Annotated in this window: 17 protein-coding genes; 13 read left to right on the forward strand and 4 right to left on the reverse strand. The window is 65.8% G+C overall.

What is annotated here, in order from left to right; translation table 11 throughout:
- The first annotated feature begins 104 nt into the window (after window positions 1-104).
- The gene (gene smc / locus AO716_RS10465; RefSeq protein WP_200907615.1) at window positions 105-3713 is read left to right on the forward strand and encodes a chromosome segregation protein SMC; all 3609 of its coding nucleotides are present in this window, start codon (window positions 105-107) and stop codon (window positions 3711-3713) included.
- Here smc and AO716_RS10470 read toward each other — a convergent pair.
- Window positions 3691-4422: a glutamine amidotransferase gene (locus AO716_RS10470; protein ID WP_055240811.1), complete on the reverse strand. Its 732-nt coding sequence runs from the start codon at window positions 4420-4422 to the stop codon at window positions 3691-3693. The two genes, smc and AO716_RS10470, sit on opposite strands and share 23 nt — an antisense overlap.
- Window positions 4419-5657: an MFS transporter gene (locus AO716_RS10475; RefSeq protein ID WP_055240812.1), complete on the reverse strand. Its 1239-nt coding sequence runs from the start codon at window positions 5655-5657 to the stop codon at window positions 4419-4421. The genes AO716_RS10470 and AO716_RS10475 overlap by 4 nt, the downstream gene beginning before the upstream one ends.
- 109 nt (window positions 5658-5766) lie before the next feature.
- Between AO716_RS10475 and ftsY the strand changes: the two genes are divergently transcribed.
- Entirely contained in the window at window positions 5767-6969 is a 1203-nt protein-coding gene (ftsY, locus tag AO716_RS10480) for a signal recognition particle-docking protein FtsY (protein ID WP_055242128.1), read from the forward strand.
- Window positions 6970-7042: 73 nt separating this feature from the next.
- Here ftsY and AO716_RS10485 read toward each other — a convergent pair whose 3' ends face one another.
- Window positions 7043-8749, reverse strand: coding sequence for a hypothetical protein (locus AO716_RS10485; protein WP_235472059.1), 1707 nt, complete (start codon window positions 8747-8749; stop codon window positions 7043-7045).
- Between the two features lie 252 nt (window positions 8750-9001).
- On the opposite strand from AO716_RS10485, the gene AO716_RS10490 reads away from it, so the two are divergent.
- Together AO716_RS10490 and AO716_RS10495 are read left to right on the forward strand one after the other, a co-directional pair.
- Window positions 9002-10297 carry an ammonium transporter gene (locus tag AO716_RS10490; protein ID WP_055242132.1) on the forward strand — a complete coding sequence of 432 codons (1296 nt, stop codon included), beginning with the start codon at window positions 9002-9004 and terminating at the stop codon, window positions 10295-10297.
- Window positions 10294-10632, forward strand: coding sequence for a P-II family nitrogen regulator (locus AO716_RS10495; RefSeq protein WP_055240813.1), 339 nt, complete (start codon window positions 10294-10296; stop codon window positions 10630-10632). Before AO716_RS10490 ends, AO716_RS10495 begins: the two co-directional genes overlap by 4 nt.
- Window positions 10633-10724: 92 nt before the next feature.
- On the opposite strand, the gene AO716_RS10500 is transcribed toward AO716_RS10495, so the two are convergent.
- Complete coding sequence (locus AO716_RS10500) at window positions 10725-12143, reverse strand: glucose-6-phosphate dehydrogenase (protein ID WP_055240814.1); 1419 nt, start codon at window positions 12141-12143, stop codon at window positions 10725-10727.
- A 129-nt stretch (window positions 12144-12272) separates the two neighbouring features.
- On the opposite strand from AO716_RS10500, the gene ffh reads away from it, so the two are divergent.
- From ffh to rplS, 9 genes are all read left to right on the forward strand, one after another.
- Window positions 12273-13859, forward strand: coding sequence for a signal recognition particle protein (gene ffh, locus AO716_RS10505; RefSeq protein WP_055240815.1), 1587 nt, complete (start codon window positions 12273-12275; stop codon window positions 13857-13859).
- 77 nt (window positions 13860-13936) lie between these two features.
- Window positions 13937-14653 carry an alpha/beta fold hydrolase gene (locus tag AO716_RS10510; protein WP_055240816.1) on the forward strand — a complete coding sequence of 239 codons (717 nt, stop codon included), beginning with the start codon at window positions 13937-13939 and terminating at the stop codon, window positions 14651-14653.
- On the forward strand, window positions 14646-15200 hold the full coding sequence (locus AO716_RS10515) for a GNAT family N-acetyltransferase (RefSeq protein ID WP_235472060.1): 555 nt from the start codon (window positions 14646-14648) through the stop codon (window positions 15198-15200). The genes AO716_RS10510 and AO716_RS10515 overlap by 8 nt, the downstream gene beginning before the upstream one ends.
- 3 nt (window positions 15201-15203) lie before the next feature.
- Window positions 15204-16091 carry a VOC family protein gene (locus AO716_RS10520; protein ID WP_055240817.1) on the forward strand — a complete coding sequence of 296 codons (888 nt, stop codon included), beginning with the start codon at window positions 15204-15206 and terminating at the stop codon, window positions 16089-16091.
- A gap of 264 nt (window positions 16092-16355) precedes the next feature.
- Window positions 16356-16763, forward strand: coding sequence for a 30S ribosomal protein S16 (gene rpsP, locus AO716_RS10525; protein WP_055240818.1), 408 nt, complete (start codon window positions 16356-16358; stop codon window positions 16761-16763).
- Between the two features lies 1 nt (window position 16764).
- The gene (locus AO716_RS10530) at window positions 16765-17007 is read left to right on the forward strand and encodes an RNA-binding protein (protein ID WP_055240819.1); all 243 of its coding nucleotides are present in this window, start codon (window positions 16765-16767) and stop codon (window positions 17005-17007) included.
- 120 nt (window positions 17008-17127) lie between these two features.
- Window positions 17128-17670 (forward strand): ribosome maturation factor RimM, encoded by a 543-nt coding sequence (gene rimM, locus AO716_RS10535; RefSeq protein ID WP_082413489.1) that lies wholly within the window; start codon window positions 17128-17130, stop codon window positions 17668-17670.
- Window positions 17671-18459 (forward strand): tRNA (guanosine(37)-N1)-methyltransferase TrmD, encoded by a 789-nt coding sequence (gene trmD, locus AO716_RS10540; protein WP_055240821.1) that lies wholly within the window; start codon window positions 17671-17673, stop codon window positions 18457-18459.
- 224 nt (window positions 18460-18683) lie between these two features.
- The gene (rplS, locus tag AO716_RS10545) at window positions 18684-19043 is read left to right on the forward strand and encodes a 50S ribosomal protein L19 (protein ID WP_055240822.1); all 360 of its coding nucleotides are present in this window, start codon (window positions 18684-18686) and stop codon (window positions 19041-19043) included.
- Window positions 19044-19049: the final 6 nt, after the last annotated feature.

The following is a 19049-nucleotide window of genomic DNA, read 5'->3' on the forward strand; positions in this document are numbered from 1 at the left end:
CCCGGACGGCGCGAAATCCCGGATTACGCTCTGCGAGTACTGCGCTTAAGTGTGGGGCATCACCCGGCTTTAGTGAATCTTCCACAAACGAGAGACTGAGGCCAGTGCACTTAAAGACCCTGACGATGCGGGGCTTCAAATCCTTCGCATCGGCCACAACGTTCGAGTTCGAACCGGGAGTGACCGCCGTCGTCGGCCCCAACGGTTCGGGCAAGTCCAACGTAGTGGATGCCCTGGCCTGGGTCATGGGGGAGCAGGGCGCTAAGACCCTGCGGGGCGGAAAAATGGAGGATGTCATTTTTGCGGGCACCTCCGGCCGGCCGCCGCTGGGCCGGGCACAGGTATCCCTCACCATCGACAACTCCGACGGCGCCCTGCCCATCGACTACTCCGAAGTCACCATCTCCCGCACGCTTTTCCGCGCCGGCGGTTCCGAATACGCCATCAACGGCGCCCCGTGCCGCCTCCTGGATATCCAGGAGCTGCTCTCCGACTCCGGACTGGGCCGGGAAATGCACGTGATTGTGGGGCAGGGCCAGCTGGACAAGGTCCTGCACGCCTCACCGGAGGACCGCCGGGGCTTCATCGAGGAGGCTGCCGGAATCCTCAAGCACCGCAGACGCCGCGAGAAAACGGTCCGCAAGCTCGATGCAATGCAGGCCAACCTGGCGCGCCTGACGGATCTCACCGCAGAACTGCGCCGCCAGCTGGGGCCGCTGGGAAAGCAGGCTGCCGTGGCACGCCGGGCCAAGCAGGTCCAGCTGGACGTGCGGGATGCCCGTGCCCGGCTGCTGGCCGACGACATCGTGACCCTCGCCGCTGCCGTTGAACAGGACACCGCAGCGGAGAACGCACTGCGCGTGCGCCGGCAGCAGGTGGAACAGGAAGCGGAGGCGCAGGGAGCCAGGCTGGCGGAACTTGAACGCCTGGCCGCGCAGGCAACGCCGCGGGTCAACGCCGCCCGGGACGCCTGGTATGCGCTCTCCTCCGCGCGGGAACGGCTGCGGTCCCTGGCCGCGCTGGCCGAGGAACGGCGCCGCCTGCTCGGCTCGGCGGAACCGGCCGCCGACCCTGGCCGGGACCCGGAGAAACTGCAGGCACAGGCCGAACGCGTCCGGGCCGAAATGCAGGCCCTGGAAGCGGAAGCAACTGAGCGTGAAGGCATGCTGGAAGACGCCGTGGAGGTGCGGGCTGCCGCCGAGGAGGAAGCCGCGGCGGAGGAACGCCGGCTGGCGTCCCTGCTGCGTGCCGCCGCGGACCGCAGGGAAGGCATGGCCCGGCTCTCCGGATCCGTCTCCGCTGCCCGCTCCCGGGTTGAGGCCGCTGAGGCAGAGCTCGGGCGCCTGCGCGCCTCGATTGCGCAGGCCGAGGAACGCCGGCGCACCGCCGAAGGGGATTTCGCAGCCCTGGAACAGGAAGCCGCCGGAGCAGAGTCCGGTGAGGAAGGGCTCGACGCCGAGTACGAGGAAGCCACAGACGCCCTGGAAGCCGCCGAAACCCGGCTGGCCGGGCTGCTGGAGGAAGAACGGCAGGCAGTCCGCGACCGGGAAACCCTCACTGCGCGCCGTGACGCCCTTGCCGTGGGCCTGGACCGCCGTGACGGCTCCCGCGCGGTGCTGGACGCCGGACTGGAAGGAGTGCTCGCACCCCTGGCCGACCTGGTGACTGTGACCCCGGGTTATGAGCGCGCCGTCACCGCCGCTCTCGGGACGGCAGCCGAGGCCCTCGCGGTGCGCGAACTCGACACAGCTCTCCAGGCGCTCAAGCTGCTCAAGGACACCGGTTCGGGGCAGGTAAGCCTGGTTCTCGCCGGAGTGCGCGGTCCCGGAGACAACGAGGAGCTGCCCGGGCTGCCTGACGGGTGCGTTTACGCAACGGATCTGGTCCAGGCAGTCCCGGAAGCGGCAGCAGCCGTGCGCACCCTCCTGCGCCGCGCCGTCGTCGTGGATTCGCTGGAACGCGCCGCCGGTGTGCTGGCCGCCGGTCCGGGCCTGAGGGTGGTCACAGCGGACGGCGATGTGCTGACCACGTTCACCGCTGCCGGCGGTTCCACCACGGCTCCCGGACTGATTGAGATCCAGGCCGCCGTCGAGGAAACGCAGAACCGGCTAACAGAGGCCGTGTCCCGGGCAGAGGCGGCACGCTTCGCGATCTCCGCAGCCCGGGCAGAGCGTGACGCTGCCCAGGCCCGGGCAGACGCTGCTCTGGCGGTACTGCATGAATCCGACGCCCGGCTGGCTGCGGTAGGGGAACGGCTGGGCGCGCTGGGCTCGGCCCTGCGTTCGGCCGCCGGGGAAGCTGAACGGCTCACCCGGCTCGCGGAGGCGGCGCAGGAGAACCTGGCACGTGAACAGGAGAAACTCGCCGAAGTCACCGGCCGCCTCGCCGCAGCACAGGACAGTTCAGCGGACACGGCCGAACCCTCCACGGACCGCCGCGATGCGCTGGCGCTCGCTGCCGCCCAGGCACGCCAGGCCGAAATGGATGCGCGGCTCTCCCTTCGCTCTGCCCAGGAGCAGCTGGCCGCCGTCTCCGGACGCGCTGAATCACTGGAGCGGGCAGCCGCGGCCGAACGCCGCGCGCGGGCTGCCGCAGCACAGCGGGCCCGGGTGCGAGCCGCACAGGCGGCACGGGCACAGGCAGTGGCGCAGGCTGCCTTGCTGGCCGGACGCTGGGCAGACGTGTCGCTGGAAGCGGCCGCGGCCGAACGTGACAAGGCCGAGGCCGTCCGCGCTGAGTTCGACGCGGAGCTGACCACGGTCCGGGCGGCCAACGCCGAGGCCGTGGCTGAACTGGCCAAACTCACCGACTCGGTGCACCGTGATGAGCTGCTCCGCGCCGAGAAGAGGCTGCGGATCGAAGCCCTCGAAACGCGTGCCGTGGAGGAACTGGGCATCACAGCGGACAACCTGGTGGCGGAGTACGGTCCGGACAAACTGGTGCCGGTGCCTGCCGAGACTGCGGAGGGTGCCGGGAAATGGGCTGCCCTGCACGTGCCGGTGGACGATGACGGGAACCCCGTTACGGAGGGTGTTCCCTACAACCGGGCCGAGCAGGAGAAGCGGCTCAAGCGGGCCCAGCGGGACCTTTCTGCACTCGGGAAGGTGAATCCGCTGGCGCTGGAGGAATTCGCGGCCCTCGAGGAACGCCACCAGTTCCTGAGCACCCAGCTGGAGGATCTCAAAGCTACCCGCAAGGACCTGCTGGACATCATCCGTGAAGTAGACCAGCGGGTGGAGGAAGTCTTCACCTCTGCGTTCCAGGACACCGCCGTGCAGTTCGAACGTGTCTTTGCGCGGCTCTTCCCCGGCGGGGAGGGGCGTCTGGTCCTCACAGACCCCCAGGACATGCTCACCACCGGCATTGAGGTGGAAGCACGCCCTGCGGGAAAGAAGATCAAGCGCCTCTCGCTGCTGTCAGGCGGGGAGCGGTCACTGACCGCCGTTGCGCTGCTGGTGGCGATTTTCAAGGCACGCCCCTCGCCGTTCTACGTGATGGACGAGGTGGAGGCCGCACTGGACGACACGAACCTCGGCCGGCTGATCACCATTTTCGAGGAGCTCCGCGAATCCAGCCAGCTTATTGTCATCACGCACCAGAAGCGGACCATGGAGGTGGCCGATGCCCTGTACGGGGTCTCCATGCGCGGAGACGGCGTCTCAGCCGTGATCAGCCAGCGGCTGGCCGCCGCTAGCGGGCGTAGCGGGCAGTGAAGTTGCGCAGGATCAGCGGCGGGGCGGTGACCTGTGCCGTTCGGACGGAATCCATCACCGTGTCAGCTTCCTCCGGCGGAAAGTATCCCGCATTGCGGTAGACCGAGATACGGGTCAGCAATCCGGCGACGTCGAGCTCGGGGTGGAATTGTGTGGCATAGAGGTTTTGCCGCACCCGGAACATCTGCACCGGGCAGGTGGGGGAGCCGGCCAGGTTTACGGCGTGTTCCGGAAGCCGGAACACGGCTTCCTTGTGGCCCACGAACGCATCAAAGGTGTCAGGCAGCCCTTCCAGCAGGGGGTCCTGCCGGCCCTGGGGAGTCAGCGTGACCGGCACGGCACCGATTGGTTCTCCGTAGGTGCGGTTGACGACGGCGCCCTGGTGCCGGCCCAGCGTGCCGACCCCATAACAGGCACCGAGGAACGGAAAGTCCCGTTCCACCAATGTGTCCAGCAGGGCCGAGAGTTCTTTCTCCACCCGCAGCTGAAGGTCCGACTTGGTATCTTCTGGGTCGGAGGAGTTGAACGGGCTGCCGCCAACAATGATTCCGCTGTAGTCCGCGAGGTCGATTGCAGGCAGGGGAGCTGCCTCCATCCGTACGCGGTGCAGCTGCGGCGGGGTCAGGTCCCCGAAGTGCAGGTAGGACTCATACTCCTCCTCGGCGGCACCGTCTTCGGCACGTGTGGCCAGGAGCAGGAAGGGCTTCATTCCTCGATGGTAGTGCGGCTGGAACGCATTCGAGCCATCCGCATCTCAGGTGCCAGGGTTTCCCGGGCAGTGAGCCAGATCAGCAGTGCCACCAGCGCAGTTGCACCGGTCACGGCGAACGCCCAGGTGTAGCCGAGGGTATCCGCGAGCACCCCGGCGAGGATCGGACCGATGATCGCCCCGGTGTCCGCAGACATCTGGAAAGCAGCCAGTACCTTGCCGCCGCTCCGGCCGGAACCGACGACGTCGGCCACTGCAGCCTGCTGTGCGGGATTAAGCAGGCCGGTGCCCAGACCCGCAATGGCGGAGACGACCAGGAACATCGTGACGCTGCCGGAGAATCCGATCGCGGCCGTTGCTGCTGCGTTGACGGCCAGCCCGGTGATGACCAGGGGTTTTCGTCCCCAGGAGTCCGCGAGGCGGCCGGAGAAGGTGAGCGCCAGTGCGGTTCCGGCAGCGAACGCAGTCAGGGAGATTCCGGCGATCTCCGGTCCTGCGGAAAGCACGGCGGCCGCGAACAACGGAAGCAGCGAGTTCCGCACTCCGAAGGAGGACCATCCGTTGGCGAAGGAAGAGACCATCGCGGCGCGGTAGGCGGAGTCAGACAGTGCTTCCCGGACCGAGACATGTACCCGTTCCCCATCCTTCTCCTTGGGTCCGGTGCCCCCGCGTGCCTCGCGCAGCAGGTAGGCGACTACGACGGCGGCGACGAGCAGGGCGGCGGCGTAAACCAGGAACGGGACGCGCAGGCCGAAGCCGGCCAGCAGGCCGCCAAGAAGCGGCCCGCCGATATTGCCCAGCAGGAACGAGGAAGCGTAGGCCCCGGATATCCGGCCGCGGATTGCCGGCGGAGCAAGACGGATGATCAGCGCCATCGCTGAAATGGTGAACATGGTGGAGCCGATGCCGCCCAGGCCGCGGAAGATCAGCAGCTGCCAGTAGTTCCCGGCGAAGGCACACGCGGCGGTGGACAGGGCCACGATCAGCAGGCCCATCACGTACACGGGGCGCTCGCCGAGCTTTTCCAGCAGTGCACCGCCTGCCGGAGCGAAGATCAGCCGGGTGAAGGCGAAGGCACTGACCACCACGGAGGACGCAGCAACGCCCACGTTGAAACTCTGCGCGAACTGCGGCAGCACCGGTGCCACCAGCCCGAAACCGAGGGCGATCAGGAACGCAGCAGCAATAAGGACTTTAATTTCGCGGGGGATCGGAATCCGGGGAGTGCTCACCATGATGCTTCGATTCTCGCAGACTCAACCGCGATTGGGGCCAGGGACGGGTGCCCGCCGCAGGCTGCCTTACGGGTGCCCGCCGGCGCCCCCGTATGACATGCTGGGAAGCGTGAATGAGACTCTTTCAATTGTGATCTATGTGGTCATTGGGCTGGCTGTTGTCGGTTCGCTGGCAGCCCTGCTGGTCCGCACGCGCCGCACGCCCAAGGGGATGTACCCGACGAAGCGCGACGCTGACGACCTGCCCGGCGGCAGCGGCGCAACCTCCGTCCTGGACCGCCCCGGCACTGCCGCGCCGGAAGCCGAACCAACGGTCACGGTGCCGGATGACCTGCGGGACCTTGAAGAAGCTCCCGCAGAGCCCGCCGCGCCGGCCCTGGAAACCCCTGAACCGGTTCAGGGCAGGCTTGCGCGGCTGCGTGCCCGGCTGGCGAAGTCCAACAACGCGCTGGGCAAGGCGCTGCTGGCACTGCTCTCCAGCGACAAGATCGACGAGGACGTCTGGGACGAGATTGAGGAAACCCTGCTGCTGGCAGACCTCGGCACGGAACCCACCATGGAACTCGTTGACGCGCTGCGCGAGCGGGTCCGGATCTCCGGCAGCCGTGACCCGCAGGAAGTCCACGCGATGCTGCGCGAGGAACTGATCAAGCTGGTTGACCCCTCGATGGACCGTTCACTGGCCGTGGAGCGGCATGCGGACAAACCCGCCGTCGTTATGGTCGTTGGCGTCAACGGTGTCGGCAAGACCACCACCGTGGGCAAGCTGGCGCGCGTCCTGGTGGCAGAGGACAAAGACGTGCTGCTGGGCGCGGCAGACACGTTCCGTGCCGCTGCCGCTGAGCAGCTGGCCACGTGGGGCCAGCGCGTGGGCGTGCCCACCGTGCGTTCGGAAGTGGACGGCGCCGATCCGGCGTCGGTCGCGTTCGAGGCCGTGAAGGCAGGCATCGACGGCGAAGTGGACACCGTGCTTATCGACACCGCCGGCCGCCTGCAGAACAAGGTGGGCCTGATGGACGAACTCGGCAAGGTCAAGCGGGTCATCGAGAAGCAGGCGGAGGTTGACGAAGTCCTGCTGGTGCTCGATGCGACCACCGGCCAGAACGGCCTCACCCAGGCGAAGGTCTTCGCCGAGGTCGTGAACATCACCGGCATCGTCCTGACCAAGTTGGACGGAACCGCCAAGGGCGGAATCGTCGTCGCGATCCAGCGCACCCTCGGTGTGCCGGTGAAGCTGGTTGGCCTGGGCGAAGGCCCCGACGACCTGGCTCCGTTCGACGCCGAAGGCTTTGTGGACGCCCTGCTGTCCTAGCGCACTGCCGAACCCAAACGCAAAAGGGCTCCCGCACGTAGGTGCGGGAGCCCTTTTTGCTGTTGGTGGAGGACTAAGGCTGGAACGTAAAGTTCAGAACCGTAACCGTGCCCGCCGTCAACGAGAACTTCTGGGTGGTGGAACCGTACTCAAAGCCCGGGAGGGTGAGCCGTTCGGCGACGGGCACTGCTTCGCCGCGCCCGCCGTCAATCATCGTGCCGTCCTCGGAAGTGTAGGAGGGCCCGGTCATCTGGGACATGGCCGCGGTCAGCGGCCGGGCCGGCAGTTCCAGGGTTACCTCCATCTGGGCATCCGTCTCGGGGTTATTGGCGTTGATGATGACTACACTGACGCTTCCATCCTCGTGGTGGACCGCGTACGTGTGGCTAAGGCCGCCACCGTTTTCCTCGCGCTGGAGGAATTGTCCCGGGGCCATTTCGGCGACCATTGACAGGCCGAAGTAGTTCGCCCGTTCGTCGACAGTTCCGTCTGGCTGGAGGTATTCGCCTCCCGTGCAAATCGCGGACATGGGCGGACCACCCTGGCAGGTGATCAGGGAAGAGTGGTAACTGAGGCGGCTAATACCCATTTCCGCCCCGCTCAGCGCATAGTCGGCAGCCCACAGAGCGGATGCATGGGTCTTCGTGGTTTCGTTCGACCCGGGGCAGGCAGAGACACCTGCTTCGGTGATCCAGGTTTCCAATCCTGCTGCGTTCGCGGGCTCCAGCGCAGCTTCGCGGTATCCGTTGCCGTGGTCGTGGATCCGCTGTGAGACGAGGTTCTCCATGGTGGGTTCGCCGTAGGGGTCTGCCTTTCCGTCACAGACGGAGAGCGGATAGTGGTGGAAGGAGAAGACCTTTTCCTGGGGAAGGTCCACCTTGGTGAACGGCTCCCACCAGGGCTGGGTGTAGACACCGGGGCCGATGATCTTCACCTCGGGGGCGGCCGCATAGATCGCGTCGGCGTAGGCCTTCAGCTCTTTGAGGTAGTCATCCGAGGTCCATGAGGGATCGCGTAGTCCGTTGGTGGGGTACCCGTTGGGCTCGTTGCCCACTGTGATGCCGGCCAGCCGGCCGCCGAAGATTCGGGAGGCATGGGCCGCCATGTCCGCAGCGCGCGCGGGGTCGTAATTGCCCAAGTCCACCGTGAGGTTGATGGTCCCGTCAACGGCTTCGAGCAGCGTGGCCACCCGTTCCAGATCAGCAGGCGTCACGGCCCTTACCGGGTGGGCCTTATCGCCCTTCAGGTTTCCGGGCAAGGGCTCGCCGGCTGAGGTCCAAAAGAAGCGGCGGTCCACAGCGTTGCCGCCGAACCGCAGCAGGGGCTTGCCCAGCCCGGTGAGCGACTGGACCATTTCCGGATTGTCGCCGGACAACGCAGGATCCGCCAGGTCAGTGGCCTCCAGGGACAAACCAACCAGTCCTTCCGGGAGGCTAGTGCCGCTGGTTTCCGCATCAATCTTCAGGGAAAGCGGTTCAACGGCATTTAGCGGTGATCCGGGAGGGGGGCCAATCTGGTTGTAATAGGTGAACTCGGGAGCGGACGGCAGCGGATCGGGCCGGTCCTCAATGACCGTGACGCCGGCTGCGTCGGCAGGGTCGCTGTCGTCGTTGTTGAGAACCAGGGGTACGGTAATGCCCGCGGCGATCACCACGGCCGCAGCGGCGGTCCCCGCGATCCACTTCCGGCGGGGCTTCCTCCGGTCCCGGGGACGGACGGAGTCCGCTCCGCGGCTGCCGGCGTGCGGATCTGGTCCGGGCACAGGGGTGTTCTCGGGCATAAGGGGTTGTTCCTCCGGGAGGTAATAGAGACTCAGGAACATCCTAGCTGTGCCTCCAGTTGCCTCCGGGCAATACCCACAGCGGGTCCACAGTTGCAGGTAACCTGCCCGAAACGCGGCTGACACGGCACTTTTACCCGGCGCCGAAGTTTGTAATGTCCCGGCAATACCCCCGGCTGAATACCGAAACTTCGCCCCGGCAATGTTCTTCGTAGCGCGGGAGATGCCCGCAGAACGTGGAAGGACATGAAGATGGATCTGACTGCAGGTCACGTCTGGGTGATGGTATCGGCGGCGCTGGTGCTGCTCATGACCCCCGGACTGGCATTCTTTTACGGCGGCATGACCAGGGCCAAGGCAGCCCTGAACATGATGATGATGAGCTTCGTTTCAATCGGACTCGTTGGGGTGGTCTGGGTCCTCTGGGGCTTCTCCATGAGCGGCGGCGACGGCGTAGCAGGGCTCTTCGGAAATCCCTTCGCGTCCTTCGGCTTGGAAGACCTGATCGGTACTGAAGACATGATCGGCGCCGGCTTCGGAGCTACCTTCGCCATCATCACCGTGGCCCTGATCAGCGGCGCTATTGCTGACCGCGCCAAGTTCAGCGCCTGGGCCGTCTTCGTGCCGGTCTGGGTCACCCTGGTCTACTGCCCGCTGGCCTTTATGGTCTGGGGCGGCGGCCTGCTGGGTGAAGAAGGTGCCATCGGGTCCGTAGTCGGTGAAGCCATCGACTTCGCCGGCGGAACCGTGGTCCACATCAACGCCGGTGTGGCAGCCCTGGTCCTGGCACTTATCATCGGCAAGCGCCGCGGCTTCGGCTCCGACCCGAGCCACCGCCCGCACAACATTCCTTTCGTGATGCTCGGTGCCGCAATGCTCTGGTTCGGCTGGTTCGGGTTCAACGGCGGCGCTGCCGGCACTGCTGAGGAAGCAGGCCTCATCTGGGTCAACACCCTCGCCGCTCCCGCGGCCGCCATGGTCGGCTGGCTGATCACCGAGCGCGTCCGTGACGGCCGGCCCACCTCCCTGGGCGCAGCTTCGGGCATCGTGGCCGGTCTGGTGGCCATCACGCCGGCCTGCGCCAGCGTCTCCCCGATCGGGGCACTGGGACTGGGCCTGGTCGCCGGTATCCTCGCCGCGCTCGCCGTCGGGCTGAAGTACAAGCTCGGCTATGACGACTCCCTCGACGTCGTCGGCGTGCACCTGGTCGCCGGACTGGTCGGCACTGTGGCAATCGGTTTCATCGCCCTTCCGGTTGACGGTGAAGGCGGCGGCCTCTTCTACGGCGGCGGCTTCGCCCAGCTCGGTGCGCAGATCGTGGCCACCGTCGTTGCAATCGTCTTCTCAGCGGTGATGACCCTCATCATCGGCCTGGCCATCCACAAGACCATGGGCTTCCGGGTCACCGAGGAGCAGGAAATCAACGGTGTAGACCTCAGCGAACACGCTGAGACCGCCTATGAACTTGGCGGAATCGGCGTAGGCGGGTCCTTCCGCCCGGTAGCCGAGTCCACCACCGCGCCCATCAAGGAGAGCGTCAACTCATGAAACTCGTAACCGCAATCGTCCGGCCGGAAAAGTTCGACGCCATCCGCGGCGCCCTTGAGAGCTACGGCGTCCAGGGCCTCACCGTCAGCCAGGCCAGCGGCTACGGCCGCCAGCGCGGCCACACCGAGGTCTACCGCGGTGCTGAATACACGGTGGACCTGCTGCCGAAGCTGCGGGTGGAAGTACTGGCCGCCAACGAGTGGGTCAGTGACATCGTGGACGTGCTTGTTTCCACCGCGAATACCGGCCGCGCAGGTGACGGCAAGGTATGGGTGACGAACGTGGAGGAAGCGCTGCGGGTCCGCACCGGCGAACGGGGCGATTCCGCGCTGTAGGCAGCCACCGTAACCAGCAGGCAACCACAGGGCATCTCCTAAGAAGCCGCCCGGTCGAAAGACCGGGCGGCTTCTGAGCGTCAGCGGAGCGGTCAGAGGCTTCCGCGGCTGGACTCCCAGCCGGAAGGCCCCTGCGTACCCGCGGCGTACGTTCCCATCGGAACCTCATTCGAACGCCAGGCGGCGAGCACCGGGTCCACAATCCGCCAGCATTCCTCCGCAATATCCCCGCGGACTGACAGCAGCCGGTTTCCCTCGAGCACCGCTTCCAGCACCTCTCCGTACGGTGTGAGCTGGGAGGTGTGCAGCTTCGAGGAGAGAGTGCTGCGGTCAAGCCTGAAGATGTCAGCAGGTCCGTTGACGTTCAGCTCCAGCTCCAAGTAGGCGGGGTTGAACGAGATGCGGAGCCGGGACGGCAGGGTGGTTGACCCGGTGAAGCCTTCCGGCAGATGGTTCACGGGGCGGAACGTGACCACTGCTTCCTTCCGGGTCCGCGCCTGGGCCTTGCCCGAGCGCAGGATGAACGGCACACCCGCCCAGCGGTCGTTGTCGATGGCAATCTCAATCTCCGCCAGGGTCTCAGTGTTCCGCGCCGGATCCACCCCGGGGGAGTCGGCGTATCCCTCGACTTCCTTCCCGTCGATCACGCCGGCGGTATAGCGGGCGCGGCGCGTGGACCTGCTGAAGTCCCCGCTGACCGAGGACGCGCGCAGGGTGGCTGCCACCAGATCCCGCAAATCCCGCTCAGCCAGGGAAGCAGGCGGGCCGATGGCCATAAACGCCATGGTGTGCAGCAGATGGCTCTGGATCATGTCCTCCAGTGCCCCGGACGCGTCGTAGTACTTCGCCCGCCCTTCGAGGGCCAGCTGCTCGTCAAAGACGATCTCCATCTTCTCGATGTGCAGCGAGTTCCAGATCGGTTCCAGCAGCCGGTTCGAAAAACGCATTCCAACAATGTTCATGACCGTTGTCATGCCGAGGAAATGGTCCACCCGGAAGATTCTTTCCTCCGGAACCAGGGAAACCAGCCTGCGGTTCAGATCCCGAGCCGATGCCTGGTCTGAGCCAAACGGTTTTTCCAGGACCAGCAGCGTTTCCGGCGGAAGGTCCCGGGGTGAGAGGCCTTCCACTGTTTGCAGCGTGAGTTTCGGAGGTAGGGCGAAGTACACGGCCAGCGGCGGCTCAAGCTCCAGCAAATCGGGTCCAAGCCCGCTTGGGCTGGCCAGATCCAGCTGGAGGTAGGAGCTGCGCTGCACCGCGGCGTCGAGCTCCCTGCGTGCGTCCGCGGAGGCTGCCTCATACTCGGAGGAAAATGAATCCCTAACCCGCTGCTTCCACTCGTCCTGGCTCCAGTCCCGAGACCCTGAACCGACAACCACCAGCCCCGGCGCGCGCCCGCGGGCTATCAGCCGGGCAAGCCCGGGCAGCAGCAGCCGGTGCGAGAGGTCTCCGGTTCCGCCCAGAATCAGCAGCGTCTTCACGCGGGACGACGGCGTTGCGTTGGCAGCCATGATTCCAGCGTGCCACCGCGGGCCCATCCGCATAAGGTTCATGCGGCCAATACCCATCCGCGCTTGGTACCCTTAACAGCTGGGCCTGGCAAACATGGCGAACTACCCGATGAAAGAAGTGCGCAGCGCGTGTTCAATTCACTGTCTGACCGGTTGACTTCCACGTTCAAGAACCTGCGTGGCAAGGGACGGCTGAGCGAAGCCGACGTCGACGCCACAGTGCGGGAAATCCGCCGTGCCCTGCTCGACGCCGACGTCGCAGTTCCCGTGGTCCGTGCCTTCACCGCCTCCGTCAAGGAGCGCGCCCTCGGGTCCGAGGTTTCGCAGGCGCTGAACCCGGGCCAGCAGGTCGTCAAGATCGTCAACGAGGAACTTGTTGGCATCCTCGGCGGCCAGACCCGCCGGCTGAACCTGGCCAAGAACCCGCCCACGGTCATTATGCTGGCCGGTCTGCAGGGTGCCGGTAAGACCACCCTCGCCGGCAAGCTCTCCCGTTACCTCAAGGATCAGGGCCACAGCCCGCTGCTGGTCGCCGCAGATCTCCAGCGCCCGAACGCCGTCAAGCAGCTGCAGGTGAACGGTGAACGCGCCGGCGTGCCGGTTTACGCTCCGCACCCCGGTGTCAGCTCCGAATTCGAAGCTGCAACCGGCGACCCGGTAGCCGTCGCCCGCCAGGGCGTGGAAGAAGCGCGCGCCAAGCTGCACGACATCGTCATTGTGGACACCGCCGGCCGCCTTGGCGTTGACGCGGAACTGATGCAGCAGGCCGCAGACATCCGAGCCGCCATCACCCCGGATGAAGTCCTTTTCGTGATCGACGCCATGATCGGCCAGGACGCCGTTGCCACGGCCCAGGCGTTCAACGAAGGCGTGAACTTCACCGGCGTCGTGCTGACCAAGCTCGACGGCGATGCCCGCGGCGGCGCCGCACTCTCCGTCGCCTCGGTGACCGGCAAGCCGGTGATGTTCGCATCCACCGGTGAAGGCCTGAAGGACTTTGAGGTCTTCCACCCGGACCGCATGGCCAGCCGCATCCTGGACATGGGCGACATCCTGACGCTCATTGAGCAGGCAGAGAAGTCCTGGGACAAGGACGAAGCGGCCCGCATGGCCAAGAAGTTCGTCGACCAGGAAGACTTCACCTTTGAAGACTTCCTGGCCCAGATGCAGCAGCTGCGCAACATGGGCTCCATGAAGAAGATGCTCATGATGATGCCCGGTGCCGCCGGGATGCGCGAGCAGCTGGAAAATTTTGACGAGCGGGAGATCGACCGCGTTGAGGCCATGGTCCGCTCCATGACCCCGCACGAGCGTGTTGCTCCGAAGATCATCAACGGCTCCCGCCGTGCCCGCATTGCGCGTGGTTCCGGTGTGCACGTCTCCGAGGTCAACGCCCTGCTGGAGCGCTTCACGCAGGCACAGAAGATGATGAAGAAGATGGCCGCCGGCGGCGGCATCCCCGGTATGCCCGGCATGGCAGGACCCGGCGGCTTCGGCGGCGGCTCGCGTAAGAAGCAGCAGGCTGCCAAGGGCAAGAAGAAGGCCCGCTCCGGCAACCCGGCCAAGGCAGCGCAGGAACGCGCTGAAGCCGAGGCACGGCGGGCAGGTGCCCGCAGCGCGCTGCCGACCGGTTCCGCTTTCGGACAGCAGGGCGGGGACTTTGACCCGTCATCGCTGAACCTGCCCAAGGGCTTCGAGAAGTTCCTCGGCAAGTAACACACATACATACGCGCGGCCGGTCCGGGTCTTCCCGGGCCGGCCGTGCGCGTCCGCCGGGAGACTAGGCTGGTTTGATGGCTCAGCAACGGATTGTCTTTGTGCACGGTGCGGGCCGCTTCGGTGCTGCGGCCTGGCCGGGCCAGCACGCCCTGGCGCGCAGTTACGACTGCCTCTTTCTCCGCCGCGCCGGTTACGGCCTCAACGTTCCGCCAGCCCCTACGGACCATGCCGCCGACACTGCGGCTATCCTTCAGGCACTGGGCCAGGGCGGCCACGTGGTGGCGCACGCTGAAGGTGCAGTGTCCGCGATGATGGCGGCTGTCAGCGACCCGGCCCGCGTGCATTCCCTTCTCCTGTGTGAGCCTGCCGTCTTTTCGCTCACCCGGGACCTGCCGGCAACTGCCGCCCGGCGTGCCCTGCTGGATCCGCTCTTCCGGGCCGCCGCAGGACTCACTGACGAAGAGTACGGCCGCGAACACGCGCGCCTGGTTTTCTCCGCCGAATCTGCACCAGACCCCGGCAACGATCCCCATGCTGCTGCACGCCAGCGCCTGCAGGCCCCGCCCTGGGACGCGCCCCTGGACATCGTTCCCGGAGTTCCCACCCTTGTGCTCACGGGGGAGTGGGAGCCGCTGTATGAAGAAGTCGCAGCATTCCTTGCCTCTACCGGTGCCGAACACCGCCCCGTGGGCGGCAACCACCGTCCGCAGGACACCCCGGCAGGACGGGAAGCAATAGCGGAATTCATTGCCCGTACTGCTGCAGCGCCTGTTGCCGTTGACTGTGCCTGAAATCCGGCCGGCCCGGCCTGCGGACGTGGTGCTGCTGCCTGCCCTTGAAGCGGCGTCGGACACCCTTCTCGCGTCCCGGCCCGAAATCCACACCGGGCTCCTCGGTACCCTTCCGCCGCCTGCGTCACCCCGGGACCTTGCGGGGTCCCGGCACCTGCTGGTCGCCGGCAGCCCGCCGGCCGGCTTCGCCCGGCTCGAGGAGGTGGGCGGCTGTGCACACCTGGAGCAGCTCTCCGTTCATCCCGACGCAGCAGGGGCAGGACTGGGACGTGCCCTTGTGGCGGCTGCCGTGCAGTGGGCGCGGAACGAAGGGTACCCGGCGCTGACGCTGTGCACGTTTGCCCGGGTCCCGTTCAACGCGCCCTTCTACCGCAGCTGCGGATTCAGCGAAGTTGAACCGGCCGGCGAGCTGGCAGAGGTGCGGCGGCATGAGGCGGAACTGGGTTTGGACAGCATTGGGGAACGCGTTGCCATGCGCCTTGAACTGGGTTCCGCGGGGGGCCGCAGCAGCTGCTGGAAATTAGCTGAAGCTTCAAGTAATGTATAAAACATGAACCTTCAAGTAAATGCCCAGGACCTGCTGCCCGCGAACCTTGCTATGGGGACCGTGATGCTCAAAGTGGGGGACATGGAGAAAGTCTCCGGCTACTACCGGCAGGCGCTTGGCCTGCAGGTTGTAGCCGAGGCTGACGGTGGCATGTACCTTGGCCGCGGCACTGTGCCGCTGGTGCATTTGGCGCCCGCTGCCGGGCTGCAGGTTCCATCCCGCGGGGAAGCCGGCCTGTTCCACACCGCCATCCTCTTCGAAACCCAGGCGGACCTGGCCGCTACAGTGGCCCTCGCGGCACAGTTCGACCCCTCGGCTTACGTCGGCAGTGCCGACCACCTCGTCAGTGAAGCGTTCTACTTCACCGATCCGGAAGGCAACGGAATTGAGCTGTACTGGGACCGTCCCCGCGAAGCCTGGGACTGGGACGACACGCCGCAGGGGCGCACTGTCCGCATGGCTTCCCTGGCGCTGCCGCCCCAGCAGTACTTCCGAACGCACCTGAGTGAAGACGCCCTGGCCCGCACACCGGAGGCCGCAGCCGGCGTCGGCCACGTTCACCTGCAGGTTGGCGACACGGATACTGCTGCCGCCTTCTATGTGGACACCCTCGGATTCGAACGGACTGCCGACTTCCACGGGCAGGCTCTTTTTGTCTCCGCCGGCGGATACCACCACCACATGGCCATGAATGTATGGAACAGCCGCGGAGCAGGCCCGCGCCGGGACACCCTCGGCCTTGGTGAGGTGCTGATCAGCGTTCCGGGGCAGGACGACGTCGGATCCCTGGCTGACCGGCTGAAGTCCGCCGGCATTGCCAGCCACCACACCGGTTCCGAACTGCGTTTCGAAGATCCCTGGCGCAACCGCATTCGCGTCGCCGCCTCCTGAGGTCCCCTTGGGTGGCCGGCGCCGCCGGTTTTGCAAAGTGGATGAATGCTGGTCGCGCGGCACCCCACACCGGGGGGTGCTGGGCCACCGCAGCAGTGCGAGTCGCAAAAGGCGGAGTCATCTGGCACAATGGACAGGTACTCGATCTGCGTGGCCCCTCTCTCCGTGCAGCATCTTGTCCTTTTGAACCCCAAACGTTATGGCCCGCCCCACGGGAGCAGAAGTTCGGGTTCGCCCCATTTCAGATCAGGAGTGACCACAAAAGTGGCCGTAAAGATTCGCCTTAAGCGCCTCGGCAAGAAGTTCTCAGCACACTACCGCGTTGTTGTCATGGATTCCCGTGCCAAGCGCGATGGCCGTGCCATCGAAGAAATCGGACTGTACCGTCCGACCGAGGAGCCGTCGTACATCGACATCAAGTCCGACCGTGCGCAGTACTGGCTCGGCGTCGGCGCCCAGCCGACCGAGCAGGTCGCAGCACTGCTGAAGATCACCGGTGACTGGCAGAAGTTCAAGAACATCGACGGCCAGGAAGGTACCCTGCGTACCAAGGCTCCGAAGGAGCCCTTCGTGGCCCCCGAGAAGAAGTCCGTGATCGTTCCCGAAGCAATCACCCCGAAGGCCAAGAAGGAAGAGGCAGAAGCCGCTTCCACTGAGGCTGAGGCTGAGTAGATTGCTGGCCGAAGCGCTGGAGCACCTCGTGCGCGGAATCGTTGACTCCCCTGAGGACGTCAAGGTTTCCGCCAAGAACAACCGCCGCGGGGAAACCCTCGAGGTCCGTGTTCACCAGGACGATCTTGGCCGGGTTATCGGCCGCCAGGGACGCACCGCCCGCGCACTGCGCACGGTGATTTCTGCCCTGGCCGGCAGCGACCAGGTCCGCGTCGACGTCGTCGACACCGACCGCCGCCGCTGACGCACCAGCAATTCCAAGCAGTTCCAAACATCCGGCCCCGGCACCAGATAATGGTGAAGGGGCCGGATGTTTTTTTCGGCTCCGGCTTTTTGGCCGCGCCCAACGACCCTAGGAGAATCCATGCAGTTACAGGTGGCACGCATCGGCAAGCCCCACGGCATCCGTGGCGAGGTGACCGTGCAGGTGCTGACCGATGCCCCTGAAGACCGCTTCGCGCCGGGGGCAGTCCTTACCGTTGAACCGGCAGCCAAGGGACCGCTGACGGTCCTCAGCGCCCGCTGGAACAAGGACATTCTCCTGCTGGGCTTTGAGGAAATCGTTGACCGCAACGGCGCCGAGGAAATCCGCGGCGCCAAGCTGTTCATTGATACCGAAGAAGCGGAAGAGGACGACGACGCAGAGGGCTGGTACGAGCACGAGCTCGTGGGCCTGAAAGCCAAGGTTGGCAGCGACGTCGTTGGTACCGTCACGGCACTGCGGACACTTACCGTCCAGGACCTGCTGATTGTCGAAGACACCAAGGGGCAGGAGATCCTGGTGCCGTTCGTCGAGGCAATTGTTCCTGAGGTCAACACCGAAGAGGGGTACGTCCTGCTGACTCCTCCGCCGGGCCTTTTTGAACTGAACCTGCCCGAAGCCGGCAAGGACGGGGCCGAACGCTAAGTGCGCATTGATGTTTTCTCCATCTTCCCGGAGTACCTTGCCGCCCTGGATCTTTCCCTGATCGGCAAGGCCCGGCAGGACGGGCTGCTGGACGTACGCGTCCAGGACCTTCGTGATTTCACCACTGACCGGCACCGCACCGTTGACGACACCCCCTACGGCGGCGGCGCAGGCATGGTTATGAAGCCCGAGCCGTGGGCACAGGCCCTCGCGACCGCGCTCGACGGCGCCCCGGAGCCGGGCGTGAAGCCCACGCTGATCGTTCCGTCACCGGCAGGAGAGGTCTTCACGCAGCAGACGGCGTACGAACTTGCCGCCGCGGAGCACCTGGTCTTTGCCTGCGGCCGTTACGAAGGCATCGACGAACGCGTGCTGGAATGGGCAGGGGAGCACTTCACCGTCCGCCCGATGAGCCTGGGCGACTATGTCCTGAACGGCGGCGAAGTTGCCGTGCTGGCCATGGTTGAAGCGGTCGGACGCCTGGTGCCCGGCGTCGTCGGCAATCCTGAATCCCTGGTGGAGGAATCGCATTCGGACGGCCTGCTGGAGTACCCCGTGTACACCAAACCCTCGCAGTGGCGTGAGCGGGCAATTCCGGAGGTGCTGCTGAGCGGCAACCACGCAAAGATTGCCCGGTTCCGGCGCGATGAGCAGCTCCGCCGTACTTCCGAGCGCCGGCCGGACCTGATTGCCAAACTGGACCCGGCCAGCCTGGACAAGGCAGACCGGGCCACTCTGGCTGCACTGGGCTGGACTGTCACTGAAGGCGCCGTCCTGCCGCAGGCCTGAGCCTGCCGGTTGGTGGGGCCTGCCCAGCTGTGGCAGAATAGAGAGTTGTGTCATCTGGGTCCGCACCTGCCACAGGGGGAGTGAGGCCAACAGCAAGACACACCGGCAACCGATTCCCGGAACGCCGGTTATATAGCTTCGGCAGCATCTGTGCACCTTCGGGTACATCCTTGCCGCCGTTACCAAAGTGGATGACCTGTGGCGTCCACCAGGAGTGAGTAACAATGCACATCCTAGATTCTCTTGATGCAGCTTCGCTGCGTTCGGACATCCCCGAGTTCCGCGCCGGTGACACGGTCAAGGTTCACGTGAACATCGTTGAAGGCAAGAACACCCGTGTTCAGGTCTTCCAGGGCTTCGTCATGAAGCGCCAGGGCGACGGCCTGCGCGAGACCTTCACGGTCCGCAAGGTCAGCTTCGGTGTTGGCGTGGAGCGTACCTTCCCGGTGCACTCCCCGGTTATCGACAAGATCGAGGTCGTCTCCCGCGGTGACGTCCGCCGCGCAAAGCTGTACTACATGCGCGACCTGCGCGGCAAGGCTGCCAAGATCAAGGAAAAGCGCGACTTCCGTCCCGCCAAGTAATTTTCT

The organism is Arthrobacter sp. Edens01, assembly GCF_001307035.1.
Classification (GTDB): domain Bacteria; phylum Actinomycetota; class Actinomycetes; order Actinomycetales; family Micrococcaceae; genus Arthrobacter_B.